21 protein-coding genes and 5 pseudogenes are annotated in these 23,793 nt (G+C 40.0%); 17 read left to right on the top strand and 9 right to left on the bottom strand.

The window, feature by feature from the left end; genetic code table 11:
- Positions 1-519 precede the first annotated feature (519 nt).
- From JFU50_RS30235 to JFU50_RS30215, 5 genes and pseudogenes are all read left to right on the top strand, one after another.
- A complete protein-coding gene (locus JFU50_RS30235) occupies positions 520-2,103 on the top strand; it encodes a primase C-terminal domain-containing protein (RefSeq protein WP_201225765.1) in 1,584 nt (527 codons plus the stop codon).
- Positions 2,104-2,333: 230 nt separating this feature from the next.
- Positions 2,334-2,480, top strand: a pseudogene (locus tag JFU50_RS30230) (lysozyme family protein); the annotation flags it as partial.
- Between the two features lie 375 nt (positions 2,481-2,855).
- On the top strand, positions 2,856-3,512 hold the full coding sequence (locus JFU50_RS30225) for a metallophosphoesterase (RefSeq protein ID WP_201225820.1): 657 nt from the start codon (positions 2,856-2,858) through the stop codon (positions 3,510-3,512).
- A 15-nt stretch (positions 3,513-3,527) separates the two neighbouring features.
- Positions 3,528-3,800 (top strand): hypothetical protein, encoded by a 273-nt coding sequence (locus JFU50_RS30220; RefSeq protein ID WP_201225760.1) that lies wholly within the window; start codon positions 3,528-3,530, stop codon positions 3,798-3,800.
- 804 nt (positions 3,801-4,604) lie between these two features.
- Complete coding sequence (locus JFU50_RS30215; protein ID WP_201225758.1) at positions 4,605-5,525, top strand: patatin-like phospholipase family protein; 921 nt, start codon at positions 4,605-4,607, stop codon at positions 5,523-5,525.
- Between the two features lie 483 nt (positions 5,526-6,008).
- Here JFU50_RS30215 and JFU50_RS31310 read toward each other — a convergent pair whose 3' ends face one another.
- The 3 genes and pseudogenes from JFU50_RS31310 to JFU50_RS31300 all read right to left on the bottom strand — a co-directional run bounded on the left by JFU50_RS31310 (position 6,009) and on the right by JFU50_RS31300 (position 7,861).
- The gene (locus JFU50_RS31310) at positions 6,009-6,476 is read right to left on the bottom strand and encodes a hypothetical protein (protein WP_242485529.1); all 468 of its coding nucleotides are present in this window, start codon (positions 6,474-6,476) and stop codon (positions 6,009-6,011) included.
- 66 nt (positions 6,477-6,542) lie between these two features.
- Positions 6,543-7,361, bottom strand: a pseudogene (locus JFU50_RS31305) (Gly-Xaa-Xaa repeat protein); the annotation flags it as partial.
- A gap of 233 nt (positions 7,362-7,594) precedes the next feature.
- Complete coding sequence (locus JFU50_RS31300; RefSeq protein WP_242486196.1) at positions 7,595-7,861, bottom strand: hypothetical protein; 267 nt, start codon at positions 7,859-7,861, stop codon at positions 7,595-7,597.
- 161 nt (positions 7,862-8,022) lie between these two features.
- Between JFU50_RS31300 and JFU50_RS32165 the strand changes: the two are divergent.
- Positions 8,023-8,241: pseudogene (locus JFU50_RS32165) on the top strand (site-specific integrase); the annotation flags it as partial.
- A 680-nt stretch (positions 8,242-8,921) separates the two neighbouring features.
- Here the strand turns inward: JFU50_RS32165 and JFU50_RS30205 are convergent.
- Positions 8,922-9,146, bottom strand: a pseudogene (locus tag JFU50_RS30205) (Tn3 family transposase); the annotation flags it as partial.
- Positions 9,147-9,339: 193 nt separating this feature from the next.
- On the opposite strand from JFU50_RS30205, the gene JFU50_RS30200 reads away from it, so the two are divergent.
- The 6 genes from JFU50_RS30200 (at position 9,340) to JFU50_RS30175 (ending at position 12,729) form a co-directional block, all read left to right on the top strand.
- Positions 9,340-9,531: a hypothetical protein gene (locus tag JFU50_RS30200; RefSeq protein WP_201225754.1), complete on the top strand. Its 192-nt coding sequence runs from the start codon at positions 9,340-9,342 to the stop codon at positions 9,529-9,531.
- A 273-nt stretch (positions 9,532-9,804) separates the two neighbouring features.
- Positions 9,805-10,125, top strand: coding sequence for a PadR family transcriptional regulator (locus JFU50_RS30195; RefSeq protein WP_098174449.1), 321 nt, complete (start codon positions 9,805-9,807; stop codon positions 10,123-10,125).
- A gap of 71 nt (positions 10,126-10,196) precedes the next feature.
- On the top strand, positions 10,197-10,550 hold the full coding sequence (locus tag JFU50_RS30190; RefSeq protein WP_201225752.1) for a DUF1048 domain-containing protein: 354 nt from the start codon (positions 10,197-10,199) through the stop codon (positions 10,548-10,550).
- 158 nt (positions 10,551-10,708) lie between these two features.
- The gene (locus JFU50_RS30185; RefSeq protein WP_057219647.1) at positions 10,709-11,062 is read left to right on the top strand and encodes a DUF1048 domain-containing protein; all 354 of its coding nucleotides are present in this window, start codon (positions 10,709-10,711) and stop codon (positions 11,060-11,062) included.
- 158 nt (positions 11,063-11,220) lie between these two features.
- Complete coding sequence (locus tag JFU50_RS30180) at positions 11,221-11,982, top strand: ABC transporter ATP-binding protein (RefSeq protein WP_201225750.1); 762 nt, start codon at positions 11,221-11,223, stop codon at positions 11,980-11,982.
- Positions 11,983-12,729: an ABC transporter permease gene (locus tag JFU50_RS30175; protein ID WP_201225748.1), complete on the top strand. Its 747-nt coding sequence runs from the start codon at positions 11,983-11,985 to the stop codon at positions 12,727-12,729.
- A gap of 328 nt (positions 12,730-13,057) precedes the next feature.
- Here JFU50_RS30175 and JFU50_RS30170 read toward each other — a convergent pair.
- The 4 genes and pseudogenes from JFU50_RS30170 to JFU50_RS30155 all read right to left on the bottom strand — a co-directional run bounded on the left by JFU50_RS30170 (position 13,058) and on the right by JFU50_RS30155 (position 18,291).
- Positions 13,058-14,481: pseudogene (locus JFU50_RS30170) on the bottom strand (IS4 family transposase).
- A 55-nt stretch (positions 14,482-14,536) separates the two neighbouring features.
- Positions 14,537-14,896: an S-layer homology domain-containing protein gene (locus tag JFU50_RS32160; protein ID WP_397443456.1), complete on the bottom strand. Its 360-nt coding sequence runs from the start codon at positions 14,894-14,896 to the stop codon at positions 14,537-14,539.
- Between the two features lie 47 nt (positions 14,897-14,943).
- Positions 14,944-17,028 carry a serine hydrolase domain-containing protein gene (locus tag JFU50_RS30160; protein ID WP_201225744.1) on the bottom strand — a complete coding sequence of 695 codons (2,085 nt, stop codon included), beginning with the start codon at positions 17,026-17,028 and terminating at the stop codon, positions 14,944-14,946.
- Between the two features lie 93 nt (positions 17,029-17,121).
- The gene (locus JFU50_RS30155; protein WP_201225742.1) at positions 17,122-18,291 is read right to left on the bottom strand and encodes a serine hydrolase domain-containing protein; all 1,170 of its coding nucleotides are present in this window, start codon (positions 18,289-18,291) and stop codon (positions 17,122-17,124) included.
- Positions 18,292-19,345: 1,054 nt separating this feature from the next.
- Between JFU50_RS30155 and JFU50_RS30150 the strand changes: the two genes are divergently transcribed.
- The 5 genes from JFU50_RS30150 to JFU50_RS30130 all read left to right on the top strand — a co-directional run bounded on the left by JFU50_RS30150 (position 19,346) and on the right by JFU50_RS30130 (position 22,590).
- Entirely contained in the window at positions 19,346-19,621 is a 276-nt protein-coding gene (locus tag JFU50_RS30150) for a hypothetical protein (protein WP_201225741.1), read from the top strand.
- 145 nt (positions 19,622-19,766) lie between these two features.
- Positions 19,767-19,919 carry a hypothetical protein gene (locus JFU50_RS30145; RefSeq protein WP_201225739.1) on the top strand — a complete coding sequence of 51 codons (153 nt, stop codon included), beginning with the start codon at positions 19,767-19,769 and terminating at the stop codon, positions 19,917-19,919.
- A gap of 208 nt (positions 19,920-20,127) precedes the next feature.
- Positions 20,128-20,331: a hypothetical protein gene (locus tag JFU50_RS30140; protein ID WP_201225737.1), complete on the top strand. Its 204-nt coding sequence runs from the start codon at positions 20,128-20,130 to the stop codon at positions 20,329-20,331.
- A 438-nt stretch (positions 20,332-20,769) separates the two neighbouring features.
- On the top strand, positions 20,770-20,919 hold the full coding sequence (locus tag JFU50_RS30135) for a hypothetical protein (RefSeq protein ID WP_201225735.1): 150 nt from the start codon (positions 20,770-20,772) through the stop codon (positions 20,917-20,919).
- Positions 20,920-22,005: 1,086 nt separating this feature from the next.
- Positions 22,006-22,590, top strand: coding sequence for a hypothetical protein (locus JFU50_RS30130; RefSeq protein WP_201225733.1), 585 nt, complete (start codon positions 22,006-22,008; stop codon positions 22,588-22,590).
- A 77-nt stretch (positions 22,591-22,667) separates the two neighbouring features.
- Here JFU50_RS30130 and JFU50_RS30125 read toward each other — a convergent pair whose 3' ends face one another.
- Complete coding sequence (locus tag JFU50_RS30125) at positions 22,668-23,435, bottom strand: MerR family transcriptional regulator (protein WP_201225730.1); 768 nt, start codon at positions 23,433-23,435, stop codon at positions 22,668-22,670.
- Between the last annotated feature and the right edge of the window lie 358 nt (positions 23,436-23,793).

The following is a 23,793-nucleotide window of genomic DNA, read 5'->3' as shown; positions in this document are numbered from 1 at the left end:
GTATATCTAGCATTCAATCATTTTTGTACAGACATTATTCATAGGAACCCTCCTGTGAAATTGCAATTTGAGCGGAACCTGTCTATCTGATATGCACCACCTTCTTATATAGATGAGCGGAACCTGTGTAGCATTTATCAGAAGAGAAATAACTCAAACCTCTGCCATTACAAGGTTTTCAATGTTTTTCTCTATTCCGTACTTTAATCAAAAATGGAACATTTCGACTCATTTCGGTGCAATACTTGAGCGGACCTTGCATAGAAAAAAAAAAGTGATTTTTTTTTACCCCTTGGGGCTCTAAGCTTCAAGGGGCTTTTTTTTTTGGTGCATTTCCCTTAGAGAGCACCATTTTACAAAATTCGATTTCGCTATACTGATAGGAGCAAAAAAATGTACGACAACTGTGATCATTTCAGCGATTGAATTGGGGTCACGGTCGTAAATAGCCAGCGACATGGATCGTTTTTTGCACCACTAATTAAACTACATAACTTCAAAAGGAAGAAGGTGACATAGATGGGGATAAGGGAAATTGGGAATAAAACAGGCCATGTTGTTTCAATCGTTGAAATCATGCAGTTCATGACACATAACAGTCTTTTTTTATATAAGAAAAAGGGCTCTACGGCCCTCTCTGATAGACTGGCAGCCTATGAGGCAAGGGAAGGTAGTAATCTACACAAGAAGGGCGCTGTCTTTGTCTCTCCATCGAAAGCCGACCTCACAGAAGGAAAAGGCTATGTTGTCACCTCATATGAAACGCTTCAGGAGAAACATCAAAAATTGACTCACTGGACACCCAACACCTATCGCGGTGGTGCATACTATGACTTCAAGAGACGACTGATCAAAGGTCATACCCGTGAAAATCTGAAGCAGATCAATGTCATGGGCTTTGATATCGATACGAAGGAAGTAGATTTGTACGCGCTTTATTTGGGCTGTGAGGAGCTGGGGTTGCCTCGTCCAAACCTATTACTGGAAACACCGAGAGGTTTCCAGGTCTTTTACGTTTTAGAAACGCCATTTTATATACATAAAAATCAAGATTACAAGTCTCTGAGAGTTGCAGAACGATTGTCCGACAATATTCGTAAAGCCGTTTCCAAGTATGTACCGGTGGACAAGAACTGTGTGCCTTTTGGCTTTTATCGAATCCCAAGGGAAGATAATGTCCTGGATTTCTTTGACGAGCCAGCAAACACTAGAGAACTTCTTGCCTGGTCCAAGCAATTCGAAGAACAGGAAAAAAGGAGCTTCCTTCGGGTGGTTTACGATAAGAACGATTCAGCATTTGACCAAACGTCTTCAGATTGGTATCGTGCACTAATCCTTTCGACAGGCATCCAAAAAGGATATCAAAGCGCCAGCCGTAATAATGCCCTGATGACGCTTGCCCTTGCCAATTATTCGAGTGGCCGCCCTTTGGAAGAAGCCTATGATGAACTGGACCAGTTTAATAGCCAATTGGACCATCCTTTGAAGAAAAGTGAGTTCGAGCGCACGTTGAGGAGCGCATATTCCGGTAAATATAAGGGCGTAAAACGCGCCTATGTAGATGGATTGTTGGAACTATGGACAGACGGTCGCGTTCAATTCCAAGGTAAAGAAGGCTGGTATAAATTCAAAAAACCACGCGAAGAGCGTGTCCGTTCCCATTATGATGAAAGGGAAGAGGACATCCTTGCCTATTTGACGGTTCATACGAGCCCTGTAACGCCGTTTTTAGAGGGGTCTTTACCCATGCTTGCCAAAACCTTCGGGATGGCGGTATCAACGCTAAAAGAAGTTTTGAAGCGCTCCACTAAGATAATCAAGCATTCAGTCGGTCAGGGGAGGGGCGCCTACACCCAATTAGCGAGCCGATCGATGATGTTCAGGAGTTTGTTGCAGAAGCGACAGGAACGGATTAAATATGCGCAATTGACATTTTCCGAACTATTGCCTAAACCTAATGCATTTCCACAAATGCTGATCTTTCCTTCCTTACAATCAGAATTCCTTACTTATGAGGTGGATATTCTATATAGGTCAGGGGCTTCGCCTCCTGGGAAAAGACACCTAAAATTAATAAGCCAGTCTGCCATTACATATCTATAGTATCCTCTTCTTTGGTTATATAAGAATGCATGCTTAATTCGTCTCTTTTACTATTGTTGTCAAACACATGTACGTTTATTAGATTTACAATGAGTTAAAGTTTTTATTAATAATATAGATTCATATACGTACATGGTGGGCTACTGATTGTCTTTATTATTTGCGGTTTAAAATGATGCCAAACCGAATCCTATAAAGGACGGAATACCTTCAACAGGAATGGACGGCAGTTAGACGTCATGCAATCATCGGAATCAATCGGGCGTCTGTCTGGAACTATTAGAGACCTTGAATATTCCATTCAAATTGATGTGAAACATTTTGCGGAAGTGATGAAGCAAAATGTTATTAACCTTGTTTTTCAAAGCTACAACTAGAGTGTGGGATATATTCTAACGAGGTAGCCACTTAAATATGTGGCTGCTAGGGAAGGGTGGATAGGATACGAATTATGTGAACTATGTTATGCACTATTACAATGGTGGAATTGGCAGAGTGGTTGTCGTGGGAGACGGTTAGCAATTTTTTGATGTAGAAGAAGCAAATAACATGATGAAACAATATCTTGTCGATCCTACATATCTGGCTTTGTTTTATTGCGAATGATCGGTGTACATTCGCAGCTTTCCCGGTTGTAGGCTTTGTATATCCACTATTGAGATTTTAACAATTCCTAAAGATTGGGTAAATCTATCAAGTTTTTAACTTTAATAGATTATGATGAAAAAAGTTAGTTGAAAAATGGAAAGTGAATCTTCACATTAGGATTATCTCTATTTACATCAACATCTGTATTTGCAGAAAGGAACAAACATAAAGACAAAAAGCCTTCCTTTGAATTTGGGCTTATTACCGATATCCAATATTGTGATTGTGATGCAGCGGGTGTACGCTATTACCGGAATTCGATAAGCAAACTGCAGGAAGTAACAGATGAACTCAATCAGCATGATCTTAAGTTCACCGTACAAATGGGCGATATGATCGACAGGAATGTGGACAGTTTTAATACCATTCTTCCTTATTTCAACAAAATTGAAGGTCCCCAATATAATGTGCTTGGCAACCATGATTTCGCAGTACCAACAGACCAAGTGGTTGACATTTTAGGAATGAAGAATCAATATTATGACTTTTTTGAACAAGGCTGGCGTTTTGTCGTGTTAGACACCAATGACCTGAGTCTGTATGCAAATGAACCGGGTTCTGCGAAATATCAACAAGCCGAAAAGATGTATAATCAACTACATGCGTCCGGAGCGAAAAATGCTCAGACCTGGAATGGCGGAGTAGGCTCCGAACAAATGACATGGCTACATAATGTTCTTAAAAAATCGGCTAAAAAGAATGAAAAAGTTGTGGTGATTGGGCATCATCCGGTATATCCTGCCAACGAGCACAATGCATAGAATGACGCTGAAATCATGCGGGAACTGGAGTCTGCGGGCAATGTAGTGGCTTATTTCAACGGGCATAATCATGCAGGCAATTATGGCGAGAAAAACGGAATCAAATATGTGAATTTCCAAGGAATGCTGGATACATCCGATACCAATGCGTACCCTGTAATCCAAGCTTTCAAGGATCGCTTAGAGATTGATGGTTTTGGCCGGGAGCCGGACCGCACAATCAAGGTGAATAGTACCATGAACACGATCAAGAGCAACAAAATGAAAATGACGAACATTAATAGATAGCATCGTTTACCAGAATAAAACAACCAAAGGGGCGAGCGGAAATCCGTTTGCCTCTTTGGGTTTGTTTGTCCTAACAATTTCAAAGTATTTTATTTTCTAGCACTGTTACGCAGAATGTTGATTTTTTTCTAGTCATTGTAGTGTTTTTCATATATTTTACAAGAGGTTTAATAATGTGGAATATAAGTTTTAATATGTATGTTGATATTAAAACAATATATTTGCTAGAAACAGTTTATTCTTCGAAACTATGATACTGGAATAAAAGAAGAACAGTTTTTATGCCCTAAATTTTAAATGTAATAATAGTTTTTTTAACAAGCTTTACAAACAAAGACCGTCGATTTTTGGTCTCTTTTTTTTGATTACAATCAATAACTAAGTTTAATAGAGCTAAAAAGAAAGGCTGGTTATGCAAGATTCCAAAATCTATTACTACCGAAAGGGGGCTGTATTCAGCTATAAGATACCTGATGATTTGGATGAAGATGTTATATCTCAAACAAAATTCATGCAGTTGACTAGAGAACCTTTTACTATATTAATGCATATAAAAAGATAGGGACACTGGCACTTTTTATATCATTGACATCTGTTAAATAATCATTATAGAGGCGTTCGTTTTTTTTTAAAAAGTAGGTTTAAAGTTTGCCTCTAAGGAAAACACTTCAGTGGTATTCTGTTGATTATAGTAACTGCTTTTTGTTTAGCTGTGGTAGTGTTTTCAAAAACGTATAGTCATAATTGTTATTTTATTAATATAGCAGGTTATTAATTAATAACTCTTATCGAGAGGTGGAAAATATGAGGGCTGATGCTGTTTTTGAAGGTGGTGGAGCCAGGGGAATTGCTTTTGTTGGAGCTATTCAAGCTATGGAAGAGGAAAACGTAGAATGGGAAAGACTGGCTGGAACATCTGCGGGAGCTGTAATAGCTGCTCTTTTAGCGAGCGGTTATAAAAGCTATGAAATTAGAGACCGATTAAGTGAAATTGATTTTTCAAAGCTTCGAGGGAAAACGATTTTAAATCGGATACCTATTTTCGGTACCTTTTTAGAGCTTATGGTTCATCTTGGAATTTACAAAAACGATTATTTGGAAACGTGGATGGATTCACTTCTTTCGAAAAAAGGTATTAAGACATTTGCGGATCTTCCAGATGGAAAGTTGAAGATTATTGCTTCTGATGTTTCGAATGGCCAAATGCTAATTTTGCCAGATGATTTGGATCGCTATAGTATGACTCCTGCTGATTTAAAAGTTTCGACAGCCGTTATGATGAGTGCATCCTTGCCATTTTTCTTCCGTCCGGTTATTTGGAAATCAAAAGACCGTAACAAATCCTACATTTTAGATGGTGGCTTACTTAGTAACTTCCCAATATGGATATTTGATACAACAGAGCAACCTCGTTTTCCAACGTTCGGATTCCATTTTGTTAAAGATGAAGTTAACATAGATGCGGTTATACCAACGCCGATCCATCTTTTCAAAAATATATTTAAAACGATGCTTCAAGCCCATGATTTAAGATATATGAACGAAGAAACGATTGAACGCACGATTCAAATTCCAACTGGCCACATCAATGCGACTGATTTTGAACTGAATGAAGATGAAATTGACTTTCTCTATAAATCAGGCTATAACTCTGCAAAAGAATTTTTGGCAAATTGGGATTTTGAACAATATAAGATCAAACGAATAACAAATAGGAAAGAATAGATAGAGAAAAGAAAACGCTATCGCTTAAAAACTGAGCAAGAGTGGTACAAGCTGAGCTGTTACAACGGCTCATTTTTTTATTGTGCCGAGGCAGGTTAGCATTCTTGTAGAGCGATAATTATAGGCTTTGAAAAATATAGAGCCCCCTCCTGCATCGAAAGCGTTGTAAATCGGCCAGTATGTTTACATTTCGTTTTTTCATCGTCCAACACCTCGAATATAGATCCGCAATCTCAGTATCATCATCACTTTCATATTCTTTGGTGATCTTGTAAAATGAGATCTTTTTCTTCCAAGTAACCTCAGTTCCCTTTTTTGCTACATCTATAGACTCATAGTCTTTTTGATCATAAAATAAAAACCTGTCATATAAATGACAGGTTAATTCTTTAATTGGAAAAATTTTCAGTAAATGATGGTTCATTTCCTGAAATCGTTCATCTACCCATGAAACAAATAGCCAAATACAATGCTCGAGTCTTTTTATGAAGGAGTATAAGATAGACTGGCGCTAAACGAGAGCTGTGTAATATCAGCTGCTGAGGGATCAGTCGATGCAAGAGTCCTTACACGAATACCAATACGATCACCCGCTGCGACTGTTAATGATCCGAGATTTATATTGGTTGCTGTACGGAAAGTACCGGCAGTAATAATATTATTAGGAAATCCAAATCTAAGCGAGCTAGTCAGCGGAGTTGTCACGTAAGGTGAAGAAAGATGATCAATCCCATTATTAGGAACTGAAGGTGCGACGAAAACTGTAAAATCATATTGAAGACCTAGAGTATTTATAGAAACCACTGAAGCAACCAATAAATCTGCGCTTATTTGTAAATTTTGAACGGTTCCCGCAAAGGGAATTGGGAAAGCAAAACCACCTGCTTCTGGTGGCATAGTTGATTGTCCAGAACCATCAATAACTTCAACCGTGTGATTACCGAAGCCCATTAAAATTGGAGCAGCTGATACTACTGTAGCCCCACTGAGGATAATACCCGTTGAAAATGGAATTAACCCTCCAGATCCTTGAGGTCCTTGAACGCCTTGAGGTCCCTGATTGCCTTGAGCACCAGTAGCACCTTGAGGTCCTTGTTCACCTTGAGCACCAGTAGCACCTTGTGGCCCCTGGAATCCTTGAGGTCCTTGTTCGCCTTGAGTACCAGTAGCACCTTGTGGCCCCTGGAATCCTTGCGGCCCTTGTTCGCCTTGAGCACCAGTGGCACCTTGTGGCCCCTGGAATCCTTGAGGTCCTTGTTCGCCTTGAGCACCAGTAGCACCTTGTGGCCCCTGGAATCCTTGCGGCCCTTGTTCGCCTTGAGCACCAGTAGCACCTTGTGGCCCCTGGAATCCTTGCGGCCCTTGTTCGCCTTGAGCACCAGTAGCACCTTGTGGTCCTTGGAATCCTTGCGGCCCTTGAACGCCTTGAGCACCAGTAGCACCTTGTGGTCCTTGGAATCCTTGCGGCCCTTGAACGCCTTGAGCACCAGTAGCACCTTGTGGTCCTTGGAATCCTTGCGGCCCTTGAACGCCTTGAGCACCAGTAGCACCTTGTGGTCCTTGGAATCCTTGAGGCCCTTGAACGCCTTGAGCACCAGTAGCACCTTGTGGACCTTGTTCGCCTTGTGGTCCTTGAACACCTTGTGGTCCTCCTGAGGGTCCTTGAGTACCTTGAGTACCTTGAGTACCTTGAGTACCTTGAGTACCTTGAGTACCTTGAGTACCTTGAGGTCCTTGAGTACCTTGAGTACCTTGAGTTCCTTGGGTTCCTTGAGTACCTTGAGTACCTTGAGTACCTTGAGGTCCTTGAGTACCTTGAGTACCTTGAGTACCTTGAGTACCTTGAGTACCTTGAGTACCTTGAGCACCTTGAGTTCCTTGAGTTCCTTGGGCACCTTGAGCACCTTGAGTTCCTTGAGTTCCTTGAGGTCCTTGAGCACCTTGAGTTCCTTGAGCACCTTGAGGTCCTTGAGCACCTTGAGGTCCTTGAGCACCTTGAGATCCTTGAGTCCCTTGAGGTCCTTGATTACCATTAGCAGGTACGTTTACATTCACTTTAACGTTTTGCTCTACCTTTTGTTCTTGTTTAGATGAGCATTTACATTGACTATGTCCGCAATCCTTACATTTTTTATGGTCGCATTTACATTGACTATGTCCGCAATCCTTACATTTTTTATGGTCGCATTTACATTGACTATGTCCGCAATCCTTACATTTTTTATGGTCGCATTTACATTGACTATGTCCGCAATCCTTACATTTTTTATGGCCGCATTTACATTGACTATGTCCACAATCCTTACATTTTTTTTGATCGCATTTGCATTTACCATGTCCACATTTTGAACATTTTTTATCCTTACTCAATTCCTCACCCCCCTTTCCATTAATTACATAATATGGAACTAAAATTAAATTTGATTGGATTAAATTGGTTAAGTTGATTAAATTGGACGAATAACTATTATGTAGGTGACTAGCGCCATTGTTCTAGGAAGTCTATGATTATGCTAAAAACTTCCAGAGTCCTTATTTATTCCCGTCCGTCCAGGAAGGGAGAATACCCCATTCCCTCTTCTCAGGCCTATGGGCAGTTAATTAAGGCCGCAGAGTTCACTGGCGTGGAACATGCCGGCAACCATACTTTACGAAAAACGTTTGGCTATTGGTTTTACAAGGCCCACGAAGGATGGGGATGCTGCAACAGATCCTGTAGCATTCCCATCCTTCTGTCACACTTCGTTATATTGGCATTATGGAAATCTATTAATAGATCGATATATCCAACGTTCCAAAATCAGCGATAGTTTATCCCTGGTAAATAAACAGGGCGCAATTATATACATTGTTTAAAAACTACGTTTTGCGAACCAAATGATGTTGGTTGATCTGCTAAAGCAAAGTTGTAATAAAACGGACCAATCCCTCGGCAAATTACACCTTTAGTTTATCCTGGCTAAATCGATAAAAACTGAGGTATGTAGTTAGAAAGAGCATAAGGAAAAACTGCCCCCAACTATGTTGTGGAACTAGGCAAAGCCTAGTGTTTAATGGGTGAATTAAATTCTTATAGTTGCTGACCTGGGGCATCTAATTTTATCAAGTGGGTTTACATAGGGCAGATGTGCAGGGGAAAATAATCTTAAAGTAGAAGAATATCTCTCAAAATAAAAAAGACTTGATTTTCAAGTCTTTTTTATTTTCCCGGATTTTATTTTCTCTAAATTATTTAACACATAAATGGAATGATAGTAACAAACGGTAAACCACCTACTTAAAATATAGAAGGTTTTACTGGGGACCGTCAGCAAAACGCGAATTTACAACGTTAACGGGATCTGGATACAAAAATAGCCGATTTTCACCACGTTAAGGATGTAATCGGCTTTAGAACTATTCTTGATTTAAAGACAGCAATGATTCTAAGTTGGTAACTCCTTTTGGATCGAAGCGATACTCTCCAAGGAAGTTGATATGTTCCCATCCTAATGGAGATATATGCTTTAATAAATCCTCCCGTAACATTCCTTTACTTTGAAGTAATTCGGTAGGTTTGCCTAGATAAATTGTATTCCATACACTAATTGCATTAATCAAGATGTTTAAAGCACCTGATTTGAGAAAACCGATTTCTCCCGTATTGAGAAATCGGTTTTTTATTATTCATAAAAACTGCCTTAAATGCTTAGACTTAGCAAGTGTAAAGCTGCCCAAATAAATGATATGAATAAAATTACTTGACACATTCCTTCTACTTCGTAATACTATATAGTAGTACTAAGTAATGATAAGTAGTTTGTAAGGAGGATATATGAAACATCTAACGGAAATGCTTAAGGGAGTTCTTGAAGGTGGGGTGCTCCAAAAGATTCAAACAGGAGAAACCGGGAACCTACATGTACAGCTGCTGGATGGGAATGATCCGCGGTGTAATCATTTTGAAAGAAGCATAGGAGGAAGTAAAAGCTCCATAAAGAAAATCGGCTGTATCCAATGGGGATAGCTGGTTTTAAAAATATTTAGAAAATCCAGTGTGACCTACTACGTGTTATGATATACCTGTAGTAGGTCACACTGGATACCGACACCACTGAATAGTGAGGTTGCAAAAATATTTTTAAGAAAAATAGTTGACACCTCCGCTACTCGGTGTTACAGTGTACATGTAATAAGCAATACTGAATAGCATGATTTCCCAAAAGCTATTCAGTAAAAATTTCCCTTAGTACTAAGTTATACTGAATATAAGTCAGACAAAATAGAGGAGGCTCTGAACATGGAAAATTTAACTGAAATGCTGAAGGGTTCTCTGGAAGGCTGTGTGCTGGAAATCATCAGCCGCCATGAAACCTATGGCTACGAGATTACCCGACGCCTGAACGAGCTTGGGTTTACTGAAGTCGTGGAAGGGACGGTCTACACCATCCTCGTGCGATTAGAAAAGAAAAAACTGGTAACCATGAAAAAGAAACCGTCAGATATGGGGCCGCCCCGCAAGTTTTACTCACTTAATGAGGCTGGCCGCCAGGAACTTGAATTATTTTGGGAAAAATGGGATTTTCTATCATCAAAAATCAACGTCTTGAAGTCAATCTAGCTTCATAAGATATTCCGTACGATATTTTTGGAGTGTTTTGTTCAGCTTTATAAAAAAGGAGGAAAAATAACATGATGGAAATGTTCAAAAAAATGATTGGTGATAAAAAAGAATACAAGATGATGATGGCACGGGTTGAAGCCCTGCCAGAGGACTACCAGTTTGTATTTAAGAAAATTCAAAACTACATGTGGAATTTCTCAGCGGGTAGCGGGATGGATATGCTGCACATTCAGTATGAATTAATCGAGTTGTTCGAAGCCGGTGCGGCGGAAGGCAGACAAGTGCTGGAAATCACTGGGGACGACGTGGCGTCCTTTGCCGACGAACTAGTGGCAAACGCTAAAACCTATGCCGCCAAGTATCGTGAAGATTTGAATCAGAGTATCATGAAGCGATTGGGAAAAAATAAATTCAATAGATAATACCGACTGAATAGCTGGTTACAAATGTGAATTGCCACCTTCGCTATTCAGTTATATTTTCAATCGGTAATAAGTTATACAGATTATCAGTCAGACTATATAGAAGAGTATAGGCAATCTAGCTCCGCAAGGCGCTTTTTATAAGGAGGAAAAATAACATGATGGAAATGTTCAAAAAAATGATTGGTGATAAAAAAGAATACAAGATGATGATGGCACGGGTTGAAGCCCTGCCAGAGGACTACCAGTTTGTATTTAAGAAAATTCAAAACTACATGTGGAATTTCTCAGCGGGCAGCGGGATGGATATGCTGCACATTCAGTATGAATTAATCGAGTTATTCGAAGCCGGTGCGGCGGAAGGCAGACAAGTGCTGGAAATCACTGGGGACGACGTGGCGTCCTTTGCCGACGAACTAGTGGCAAACGCTAAAACCTATGTCGCCAAGTATCGTGAAGATTTGAATCAGAGTATCATGAAGCGATTGGGAAAAAATAAATTCAATAGATAATACCGACTGAATAGCTGGTTACAAATGTGAATTGCCACCTTCGCTATTCAGTTATATTTTCAACCCGGTAATAAGTTATACAGATTATCAGTCAGACTATATAGAAGAGTATAGGCAATCTAGCTCCGCAAGGCGCTTTTTATAAGGAGGAAAAAAGTATGAGCAATGCAGCGATTTCTGTAAAAGGGTTAAAAAAATCCTTTAAAGACAATGAAGTCTTAAAGGGGGTGGATTTTGAGGTGCGGCGTGGCGAAATTTTCGCACTGCTGGGCTCAAATGGAGCGGGCAAGACGACGACGGTCAACATCCTCTCGACTCTGATGAAGGCCGATGGCGGCGAAGTAGGTATTTGCGGCTTTGACGTCCAGCGTCAACCGGATCATGTTCGCCAGAGCATCAGCCTGACAGGGCAGTTCGCAGCTTTAGACGGCATGCTCACAGGGCGGGAAAACCTGATGATGATCGCCAAGTTGCGGGGAGTTTCCAATCCCGCTCAAGTCGCCGACAATCTGCTTGCAAGATTCAGCCTGACCGATGCGGCCAACCGCCGGGCGGACAAATATTCCGGCGGGATGAAGCGCCGGCTTGACATCGCCATGAGCCTGATCGGGACGCCAGCAGTCATTTTTCTCGACGAACCGACGACAGGGCTTGACCCCGAAGCGCGGATTGAAGTCTGGGATACCGTCAAGGAGCTTGCCGGCGGCGGCACGACCATCTTGCTGACGACCCAGTACCTGGAGGAAGCCGAACAACTGGCGGACCGTATCGCCATCCTGCACGGCGGAAAAATCATCACGACCGGTACCCTTACCGAACTCAAGGAGATGTTCCCGCCAGTGAAAGTGGAGTACATCGAGAAGCAGCCGACATTGGAGGAAATTTTCCTCGCGATCATCGGCAAAAAGGAGGAGATGTAAATGAAAAGCAAAACAGGGGTATTACTAGGGCGTTTAATGCGCAACATCATGCGCAGCCCGGATACGATTATCACGGTGGCGATTACGCCGATTATGATGCTGCTGCTGTTTGTCTACGTATTTGGCGGCGCCATAGAGACAGGCACGGACAACTACGTCAATTATTTATTGCCGGGAATCTTGCTGATGGCTATCGCATCCGGCGTCGCTTACACTTCCGTGCGGCTGTTTACGGATGTAAAGAGCGGGCTGATGGCGCGTTTCATTACCATGCCCATCAAGCGCTCGTCGGTATTGTGGGCTCACGTGTTGACCTCGCTTGTTTCCAATGCGCTTACTGTCGTGGTGGTTATCCTCGTCACGCTCTTGATGGGCTTCCGTTCCAGCGCTGATATCCTGGATTGGCTCGCGGTAGCTGGGATACTCGGGCTGTTTACGCTGGCGCTGACATGGCTGGCGGTCATTCCCGGATTGACAGCGGGGTCTATGGAAGGGGCGACAGCCTACTCGTACCCGCTGATTTTCCTGCCGTTTATAAGCTCAGCGTTTGTACCAACCGAGTCGATGCCTTCGGTAGTTCGCGCCTTTGCCGAAAATCAACCGGTAACCTCGATAGTGGAATCCATTCGTGCGTTGTTGTCAAATCAGCCAGTGGGTAATGATATATGGATTGCTCTTGCCTGGTGCTTTGGGATTATGATAGTGGCTTATATCTTTGCAATGAGGGCGTATAAAAAGCGGGTATGAAGAATATGACGGAAAATATAAAATTAGCAGAGGTACAGCTACAGAGAGGGAAAATTGTAAATTTTTTCACTAAAACCAACGGGGGCGTTAGCTTAATAAGCCAAATTAAAAAATCGGTTCCTAAACATAAAAGGAATCGATTTTTTTCTATGCTGTAATTTGCTTAGCGTTGTAAATCCGCGTTTTGCTGGCGGTACCCCATCGCTATCAAGCTAAGCTAATGCAAAGTCAATTTTAGGCGAGATTGTTTCTTTTTTCTAAAGGGCAAGTGTAGGTGATTGAAAGATTTGCATACGAAATAAACCCTAACGGGTTTCACTTTTTTGAATTAAGCGGCTTTATTATCAGACATGGTACAATTGTAAACGACACCTAATATATCAAAGACCGTTTTTTTCTCATATCGATGAGATTTCCGCCCGTTTTGCTGTAGGAGATTGAACAGGCGAAGTAACACCTTTGATAGCTCTTGGGTGTTTTTTTGTATAGTTTGGAATAGAAGAAGAAAATAGTCTTTAATCATATATATGGCTTTATACTCACTAAGCTCTCGTTTTTTCTTCATGAGGAGCAATTGGCGCATTTGAAACATGATAGAAGAACAGAGTAGAATGGCAATCAATTGTCCATACAAATGGCACTCCCATCTTTCTGGTTTTATCTTTTTACACTGATGAATTTGAAAGAATGATTTCCATGTTTTAAATAAAATTTCGATTTGCCAACGTAAAGAGTACCAATCATGTACTTGTCCCATCGGGACAATATCTGTAGGGGTGTTTGTCATATATACATTGATACCACTGAGTCGTTTACTACGAGGAGAATACTTCATTCCTTTCTTTTTTTCTCTTACAGCTTGATCTTGTAATCGTTTTTGTTGTTGTTCTTTTGTTAGCCGATGAACAATCACACGAGTTGGTACTTTATCAGTCATTCCTACATAAGCGTCGGATATCTCGCATGTTTGTCCTGGTTGAAGTGAGTTCATTAAGACCTCCATATCTATCTGTATATACTCTGGACCTTTCTTGATTCTTCCATCTTGAAAATAATCAGGATTGGGATTTTTTTGATAAATACGAGTATTTGATTTAATACGAGAGATATAGTAAGCCTTTTTATCTTGTATATGTTGAAGATCTTTCAAGTGAAAATAACCTAAGTCACGGATACATAAATTGTCACAGTTGGGACACACAGAGAACCATAGGTTCGATCATGTTGTTTACCTGGACCTGTATGAATATGTAGGAACTGTCCGCTTAATAGATCATACTCAAGCTGAATCTTCACCCCGGCTGTATGACTGCATCCTCCTGCACCTGGATAAACAGATGAAAATACATCGGGAAGTTGAAATGCAGTTGAATCTAGGATACGAATACGCTTAAAAATAGAAGTGTATGGAGAAGAGAGCAGCTTAGTTGAAGATAACTTTTGGTTGAGAAGTTCAGCTAACACTTGTTGTAGAAATTGCACGGCTGTGGCATTAAATCGTTGATTCAGTCCCTCAGGACTGATAAGTACTTCTGTTGATGCTTCTAAACAACTACATAACTGGGTTAAAGAGGTTTTAGCGACATTTTGACTCATCCATACACATAAAGCAACTAAATCTTTTGCTTGGTACTTACTGGTTCGTTGTACAAAACCAACATCTCTAGCAAGATCCCGTAAGGTATTTGGAGATAAAAAACTTTGAATCTCTTGAGCAAATAGTTGTAATTCGTCAGACACAGAAACAGACATAAAAAACGCCATCCTTTCCTATGATTCTACAGAAAGAATAGCGTATTTTTTCATTTTAGGCGGCATTTTTTTTTACTAGCTTGATAGCGATGTGGTAGGGCCCTGTATTTGACTCTTTTTCTACACCTAGATATTCTAGTGTTCGTACTAACATAAGTGCAGCCTGTTGACGTGTGAGTGTGCCATACGGGTTAAACTTAGTAGTTGAAACACCTCGGATAATTCCTGCATCGTATAGGGCTTGTACATCATAATACCGGCTGCGAACGTATTTACACCGAGAAAATGAGTGGAGCAAAAGATGATCGCCCAGAACTGGTATGCTAGCTGTTCTTGCAGAGTTTGAGCGTGATATTATTCGTGGAAGCCTCTTTGTAAAGATAATGCGTAAATACAAACAAAACCAGCAAAACACCTTTTCTGTGTCGTACTGGTTTTGTTGAAGTCCATCTTGAATTGTAGCTAGTTCAACGTGATTGCAAATTCCGAGTTCGGCGCTCCAGCAAATACAACCGTTCCGTTCTTCGGCAGTTTTACTTTGTTATTGCCGCTCACAATGGTAAAATCGACGCATACTCCCTTCTCATCATACACCGCGAACGAACCCTTCGATGGCAACGTCACGGTCATCGTTTTCTCGGCTGCCGATTGCGGGATCGTAAACCATTTCGCATGCCCATTTGCTTGCAGCGTAACTTTAGATGATTGCCCTACATCAAGTGGTTTTACGTTAGTTCCACTTACGTATAACAACCCGGCCATCTCCATAAATTCATTGCCGCCTTCTGTATAGAAATGGGTTTCCGTTGTATCACGACCATTCATCACGGGGATCTGGAGCTGATGCGCCGCGGTGTCCGGACCTGTAATTTTTCTGCCATCCCAATAGCCTTCCAGGCCTTCCTTGCGAGTAATCTGTGTGGTAAGAAGTTTCGGTTGTACGAGATATTCAATAGAACTAAATTTCTCGTTCACAAGATAGAACTTGACGCCTTCCCGCTTTGCCCATGCAGCAGCGGTTTTCTTCGATAGCACGTTTTCTTCTAGTTTCTCAGCTAAATAGTGAGTCATCACACTTTGCCCTAAGCTTGGCTGCGATTTATATGTGCTCTCCCTCAAATAAGTTCTTCCATTCTTCTCGGTCACGAAGTTGAGCTTGGAAGTACCCTTCTCATTAATAAAGCTTCCATCCGCAGTATATACATATTTTTCTTCTCGATTAGATGGTAAGAACAGTTCTCCATTCTTCGTAATTTCAATTTTGAAATGAGTTTCGCTATTGCCATAAAAGCCCGCTTTCTTTGTCACATCTTGAGGCATCTTGACCTTGACCGGCTCGCCAAAGGATTTGTTCGGCTTGATGTCCTTAATTGTGCCCTTGTCTTTGAGCACGGCGAGCAGCAATTCAGTCGCCATCAGTTGATTTGTAGAACTCCGTCCACCGGATGACAACACAACTGCTGCCATTTTCTGTTCCGGAAGCACGACCAGTATAGCATGTTGCAGTGCCGTGTCGCCGCCCTTAGCCAAAGCTTTTATCCCATATTCACTGAATGGGTATAGTTTCACACTATCCCAGCCAAGACCATAGTTAAAAATATTATCTCCATCCCCCGGCCACATCCCTTTTTTATATTCCTCTTGCTCCATTGCCTTGACTACTTTATCAGAGAGGATCCCTTTTCCCTGTCCCATAAATAGTTGTGAGAATCTTACCATATCTTCTGCCGTGGAAGAGATCCCTCCCGTACCAATCACATTCACTGCTTCAATTGGAAGCTGCCCTTGGTACGCCGGAAAATAAAGTCCAGCCCGCTTCTCGTCTCTCCATTTGTCCTGCGGCGTTTTTGTATGATTCATCTTTAAAGGTTCTGTAAGCCGTTGATGTAGAAATTCTGTAAAGCTCATACCGCTGACTCTTTCCACTAAAATTTCGGCCAGTGTAAAGCCATCGTTGCAGTATACCGAGAACGAGCCTGGGTCCGCTTTCAGGCTCTGGTTCGACAATTGCTGCAACAAGGTATCATGGGCATAGGTATCATTATCGTTAAATAAAAATGCATTACTTAACGTGGAACCTTGCAAGCCAGAGGAGTGATTCAACAACATACGCGGCGTAATGCGTTTGTACCGCTCATCTTTCATCTTAAAATCAGGAACATAGTTGACGACAGGAGCATCCAAATCGACTTTTCCTTCGTCGACTAATTTCATTACGGCCGCTGTTGCATACATTTTACTGACTGAACCAATCCCGTATAGAGTATCTTTGGTTAACGGCTGTTCCCCTTCCATATCGTTCTTGCCAGCCTGCCCTGACAAAATAAGTTTGCCATTATCAATTAGCGCATACTGCACGCTAGTCGCCCCATGGGACTTCGTGAGTAGCGCAGCCTTCTCTGCTGCAATCTTCTTCAGTTCTTGGCTAGCTACTTCTTCGATAGTTACAACTGTAGTCTTACTGTCAGAAAATGCTTTCGCCCCTGTTGGTAGGATCATAGTTAGCGCTAATATAGCGGCTAACACACCAGTTAGCTTATTTTTCATGAGGAAATTGCCTCCTTAGATAAGTGATCGATTTCATCATTTATTTGTTTAGCTATGAGAATATGATAAAATTTATCCGTTCTTCCTTTTGACCTACTTGCTAAATTCAGCAAGTAAAATATTTTTAAAAGGATTAGGACTGTCAGCGCTACCCAAACTGTTCCAATTGACAGCCAACGTATGCTTGCCTCCAAGTGTACCCCCAACAAGAGTAGTAAACCCTAGAATGCCACCTGTGTGTCCCCATATCGAGACACCGTTCGGAAGCTTAGTTTCATAGATTCCAAGACCATATCCATCGATTCCTTCTTTTCCTGTAGGGACTGTAGTAAGCATTTGTTTTAGTTGTTGTTCTTTCAGTAATTTGCCACCGAGCAAGTAAGAGAAGAATTTGTTTAAGTCGTCAGCAGTAGAAATCATATCTCCAGCAGAGCTACCTGCACTTGGGTTATAATAAGTAACGTCTTTTAGCTCACTTGTTCCGTCTAGTTGGACATATCCACGTGCATGGTTGGTGCCTGGAATAACGCTTGAATTGCCAGGTAGGAATGTATTCGACAATTCAAGTGGTTCAATAATCCGATTTTCAATCTCTTCCGCATAGCTGTTTCTAGTTACTTTTTCAATAAGAATACCCAGTAATACGTATCCTGTGTTTGAATAAGACCACCCCTCTCCTGGGTCAAAGTCTGGAGGCAGAGAAACCCCCATCTTCACTAACTCTTCAGCCGTATACGATTTTTTTGTATCCATAAAATCAGCGTCTTTTGACCTTGAGTATTCAGCGATACCACTTGTATGGTTCAATATCTGCCGGATGGTAATCTGGTTACCATCATATCCATTTCCTTGAATGGCACCAGGCAACCATTTTTCAATGGAGTCGTCTAGATTCAGGCGGTTCTCTCCAGCTAATTGAAGTACAACTGTTGCGGTGAACGTCTTCGTCACACTACCAATGCGAAAGCGAAAATCTGTTTTCATTGGTTTTTTGGTTCTCAGATCCGCTATCCCAGCGGCATAACCCCACGTTTTTCCACGCTCAGAAGTTTTAGCAAGTATCCCCGGGTATCCAAATTGCAATGTATCCCGCATTGCTTCCTTGACGGAATTACGATCTCGTTGGTTGCTTGTTTGTAATGAACTAGATACATTTTGAGTGGGCTCTGCTTTTACAATTGAGGTTGGCGTTGTATATAACAGGGAACTTCCAGCTATTAAAAGGGCCAGACTTGCAAATGTAATTTGCCTACGTATTTTCATAAGGCATTCCTCTCCTCTATTAATATTGTATAGGTGGTTGCTTACTGTTCCTTACCTCCTGACAAGGCTTAGGGAAAAGGCCCTCACTCATATAGATTAAAGCCCCAGTACAAAGGTATCTATCAATATCAACAATTTGAGCCATTTAAATCTACACCCCTTCTATAACAAAATTATTTAAAGGTATGAAAGGATATTATGTATCCTTAGTTATTGCTAGATTAACGCAACATGAGACATACCACCAACCCATATTTTACCTTATTTATCCATAATATGCATTAAGAAAGAATGTAAATTCGAATCATTTCCGTACCCAAACTATTGATCGTCTTTTTCACCAATTATAATTAGATATTTAGAATTTCATTATAAAAAACTGTAAAAAAAATAACCAATCCCTTAACATATAGGAAGCGGTTGAAAAATGTGTCTAAACGTACAATTTTCTTTTTTTGATATGGTGACCCTATCGCCAGCAAGCTAAGGTTTTGAAGTACCCCCTAAATGAAAATTTTCTTTCTCTACAGTTAGTTATTTTGAGAAGTAAGCTCATTTTTTTGTTTTTGGGGGGTTTACTTTTCTTAAGTTGATGGCAATGTGGCGGTACCCCTATTAGGATATTTATGCCCGGCAAATCCAAATGTTCCAACATAGATTCTACTCTACCTCCTGCGTTTAAGAGCAAAAGACGTTTAAATGGTTTGGAATCCTCTTCACAGTTCTTCTTTCTACTTCTTCATTTATTGCAACACATTTACCCTAATTTTAATTCTTAAGTCAGCATCAGCGAATACCCCTGGTTCGCTCGGCGAAACCTCGACCAAATTTATGGATTGGCCTTGTCGGATATAAAAAAGGCAGCCTTGACTATGAAAGCGTTGGCCAACAAAATGTTCGCTCAATTAATGGCCAAGAATTACAAGGGAAGAATGTAGCAGAGAACGTAGCAGTAACGCCAACGAATCAAAGACAAACGATTCAACAAGTTATCGTTAACAGCTTAAATAATCATCCAAATGGTAACAAGAAAAACGAGCAAATCTTAGCAAAAATGAAATTTAAAGAAGCGTTAGATCCTCCTAAAAACTTAGATGCTACAAGTAATGTGCGATTAAATCCTGAGAATAAGTCGATCAATCATGAAACAAGTGGGGGTAGCACTAGCGATCATTCCAGACAAGAGAATATTCCATCTGGAAGTAATGCTACTCACTCCTTACAACAAGATGTCTTACAAAATGTTCAACCGAAATCTATGAATAGTTATCCAAATCAAGAAGATGTTGTTCAAAATATTAAGCCCAATAAAGTGAACAATAATCCATAAAGACAAGAAATAGAACAAGATATAAAATCTGCTCCACAGTCTAATCACAAAGGGAAACAATCCATTGTTCGAGATGTTCAGTCAGGAAACAGCCAGGTAGTTCCGAATCATCAAACGGTGATTCAGGACATTCAAAAAGGTTCAAATGGTTCCGAGTAAACAACGTGTGATTCAAGAAATAGAGAAGGCAAATGTGGCTACACCGCAACAAATACAACGAAATGTACAGAAAATTCTTACAAATGCAAGACTGCCACATGAAGCGCGTCAGACTGTTCAAAGAGTCAGTCATGGATGATGTTCATAAGCAAAGGGGTATTGCTCCCGAAACAGTCAAAACAAAAGTGATCCAGGAATTAGAAAAGGTTTCTTTCGGAGCAAAAGAGCCTATTAAATAATTAATTTTACAAGATGCCCAAAAAGCATTTACTGCTACACCGGAACAAGTACAACAAAATATAAAACAAGTAGTAGAAACAACAAATGATGTAAAAACAGCAACTACATTGCAACCGAAAGGAGAAGAGAAATTTGGATATTTCGGTACATTATTCGGTGAAAAAGTAAATGAATATGAAAGTAAAAGTACAGAAAGAAAGGATACTAGATTCGGTTTTATAAAAATCTATAAGATCCAAAAGTTGAGTGGAATTGTTGACTATATCTCTATAGATATTCCTATTTTAGACTATATCTTTAGAGATATTTAACTATATCTCTAGTATATCTACGCTATATCTAGACTATATCTTTCGATTGAAAAGTGACCCTAAAATGATATCACTAAAAAAGTACCTTGAACCCAATAGGCACAGCCTATTTAGCACCTTCCAAAATGGAAGTGATATCTGGTTCCCTTATGCTCTTTCCTAAAAAAGAGGTATTGAAAGAATGAGGTGACCAAGTGAACATCAACTAGCCGATATTCATTAACCATAAACAGAAAATAATTGAAGAATGGAAGGGATATTTAATAAGTGAGTACATTGGAAATTAGTTTTACGCAAACAAATATAGACATCATGGATGATCTAATTAAAAACAAGCGGGCATTAATAATTATGCTGATGCTGTTAGATTTGCAATTTTATCATTAGAGGATGATTCGAATTCTGTTAGTAATATAAAAATGAAAAAAAATAAATGCTATGTCCAAAAACATAGATATTCTTACTGAAATGGTTGCAGGAGGATTTCATGAAGCAGATGTGAAGGCAATCGGTAGGGCTGAAGACACTTATATTTATGCTGTTTCTAAAGAATGTAGCAAACAATATACAACGATCTACCACGATTAAATCAAAGAAGGATAATTCCAAAAGTAATTTTTCTCGACTATGAACGGTGGATTTGAGTTAACTAAAGGGTATCTTTCTTATAAAAACTATATAAAAAATATCCAGTAGCAAACAAAACTGGAATGATCAAAATCGTACATTACAAAGACAAGAATTTTAAAGGGAACACAAAAACGACATATAGTGAATGGTGAAATCATGAAAAAATATTGGGTTTTTAAGATTTTAATAATTGTTTTACTTATGACTGCTTTATCAATTTTTTATCTTAAAGCTTTTTCGAAAACAGGATTCGTATTTTTGCAGGTATAATCGTAGCTGTTTTAAATTTTCTAAACAACAAAGCGTATAAAAAAAGAGGCTGATTTTTGTTTAAATCTCTCGGCTTATTCAGTCAAAGACTATTGGATTTTTCCATAGTCTTTTTTTTGCGGTTAACCGTTTTGTGTTTAGGGGGGGCAGGTAGCTAGTTAACCGTTGATATATTTAACTGCGGGGAAAGCCTTAAGTGGCAAAAAATCTCTGTATGGTGTCTGTCTACGGTACCGGACCGTAGGGAGGATAAGGAGTGGACAGACGCACTCTGCCACCCCCTATGATAGTAGTCTTGCCGTATACCGCTACGTACAGTGCGGTTGTACAGACCATAGGGTGGGTCATATGAAGGTGCTAGCATTAGGAGGTGTTTGTGGATATGGTGGAATTTTTCCGAATCTGTACGAGGCCTCATAGAGTGCCCTATAGCCATAAAGAAAAGTTTCTGTAGATGGGTTAGACCTCCGCGTCACCACGAATGCATAAGAAAAACAGACATATACCTATGTCTGTTTTTCTTAAAATATATTTAACTCTTTAACACTTTTTTTAACAGCTTATCCATGATTCCATCAGACGAATATCCTTGAAGGATTTCTTCAACTTTAGCCAAAGGTATACTTTCTAAAAGTTAATAAAAAAGTGAACCTTACTTATAGGCTATAAGTAAAGTTCACTTAAAGGATATGTTCAAGATGAGTGAAGGGAATTCACACAAGTATGGAGAATATGTGAAATAACAGCCATAACAGTGTGAAGGGAGTGTGAATAATGAAAATAAAAGAGGTATTAGACGAGCTATCCATGAAAGGAAATACAGTAGCCAAGATTGCAAAAAACAAGGCAAAGATTGGAGAGAAAAAATTAAAGGAAGCATTGCATAATACAGGGTATGAGTATCATAACAAAAATCCTAAAGTCTGGTTTTATGCAGGTGAAGGAGAACAACCCCTTTATCAATCAGTGTTTGAGTTTATTAACGTACAGACTAGCTTACCCGTTGTGAAACAGGGTTCACCTAGAAAACCACAAGTTAATTCACTCGATGTGAAAAGCGTAAGAAATGAAGGTGAACATAATGTTCACACGGGTTTCACACCAGAAGAAGTAGCAATATTGAGGGACCTGATAAGGATATATGTTCTTGATGAACAGCATAAGGAGAACCAGGGAGATAGAGACGATTTATATCAGAGGGTAATCACTTTAGAAAAAAAGGGTGACAAAGTAAGGAAAACCATAGTCATAATTCGAGAAGTTGGGTCTTTACTAGATAAGTTCGCAGACCAACAGAAGTTTAATAAGAGTGATCTCATAGAGATAGCAATATTGGATTTAATTAAGAAATATCAGTGAAGCATAATAAGAAGCTACAGGAGCCCTATATAAGAGTATTTTAAATTGAGGGGTTACTATTAGGGGTCAAGGCCCCCCTAACAGTTTTTCATTCCAGTATAAACGAGGACCGCATCTCTTAAGAATTTAGCTGTTCCAGGCTGTTTAGCGTCATAGTATGAAGTGAATCTTTCATCGTCTACATATAACTGAGCAACTCCTGCATGTGCTTCTTTTGTATAGCTATCCCAATAAAAGCTTAACCACTGACGATGTAAATCAGCTCCTTTTTGAGCTAATTCTCCAGCAGGATCACCAGTTTTAAATGCAGCATGAAGTGTTTCAAGCACCTCTGTCTCAAGTTTTGTAACATTTTCATATTGTTTTTGCGACATACCTTTTACTTTTTGATTAGCCTTGTTAACCGCGTCATTCCCGTATTTCTCACGAGCTTCCTTGCCATACCTCATTTCATTGTCATCAACTAACTTCTGCTTAAACCCTTCAAACTTTTCTTTATTAGACATTGTAATTCTCCCTTCTGTTAACGAAATGGTTTTATCAACATTTGAAATCAGTAAATCCAATTGATCTCTTTTTTCAAGAAGCTTCTGGCGATGTTCTCTCAGTGCTTTCTCTCTATCAAAAGAGGGTGCGGTAACTATATCTTTAATGCTTTCTAAGCTAACACCTAGCTCTCGGTAAAAAAGTATCTGCTGTAGCTTATCAACTTCATCTTGACCATATATGCGATATCCTGACGAGTTAATTCTTGCTGGTTTAAGAATCCCAATCTCATCATAATATCTCAAAGTCCGAGTACTAATACCGGCTATCAACCCTAGTTTTTGCACTGTATACTCCATTGTCGTTACCTCCTGACAAAATAACTATAAACCTTTACGTTGCGTCAAGGTCAATAGTTATTTGAAATATTTTTATAGTAGATAAACGGCCGGTAGAACCCCACAAAGTGCGTATCTGCATCTTTGCGACTCACGATTCTGTCTTTTACCGTGTAATCTGTGGTTGGTGCGACTTTGGTTTTAAGATGTTATAGGAAGACGGAAGCTGAATTTATTTATGACTTTTAGTTTACTTTGGAAGGTTAATAATGTGGTTGCCTGAAAAGGTTATTTTCAAAACGTCACTTGATTAAGTAAAAGAGCAAGGCTGCAAGGTTGATGATATAGGTGGGTTCTCTATTTTCGCAATTAAAACCAT

The organism is Peribacillus sp. TH14 (genome assembly GCF_016651145.1).
Taxonomy (GTDB): domain Bacteria; phylum Bacillota; class Bacilli; order Bacillales; family DSM-1321; genus Peribacillus; species Peribacillus butanolivorans.
Note: the sequence above shows the minus strand (reverse complement) of the source record. Positions and strands in the feature narration are given on the sequence as shown.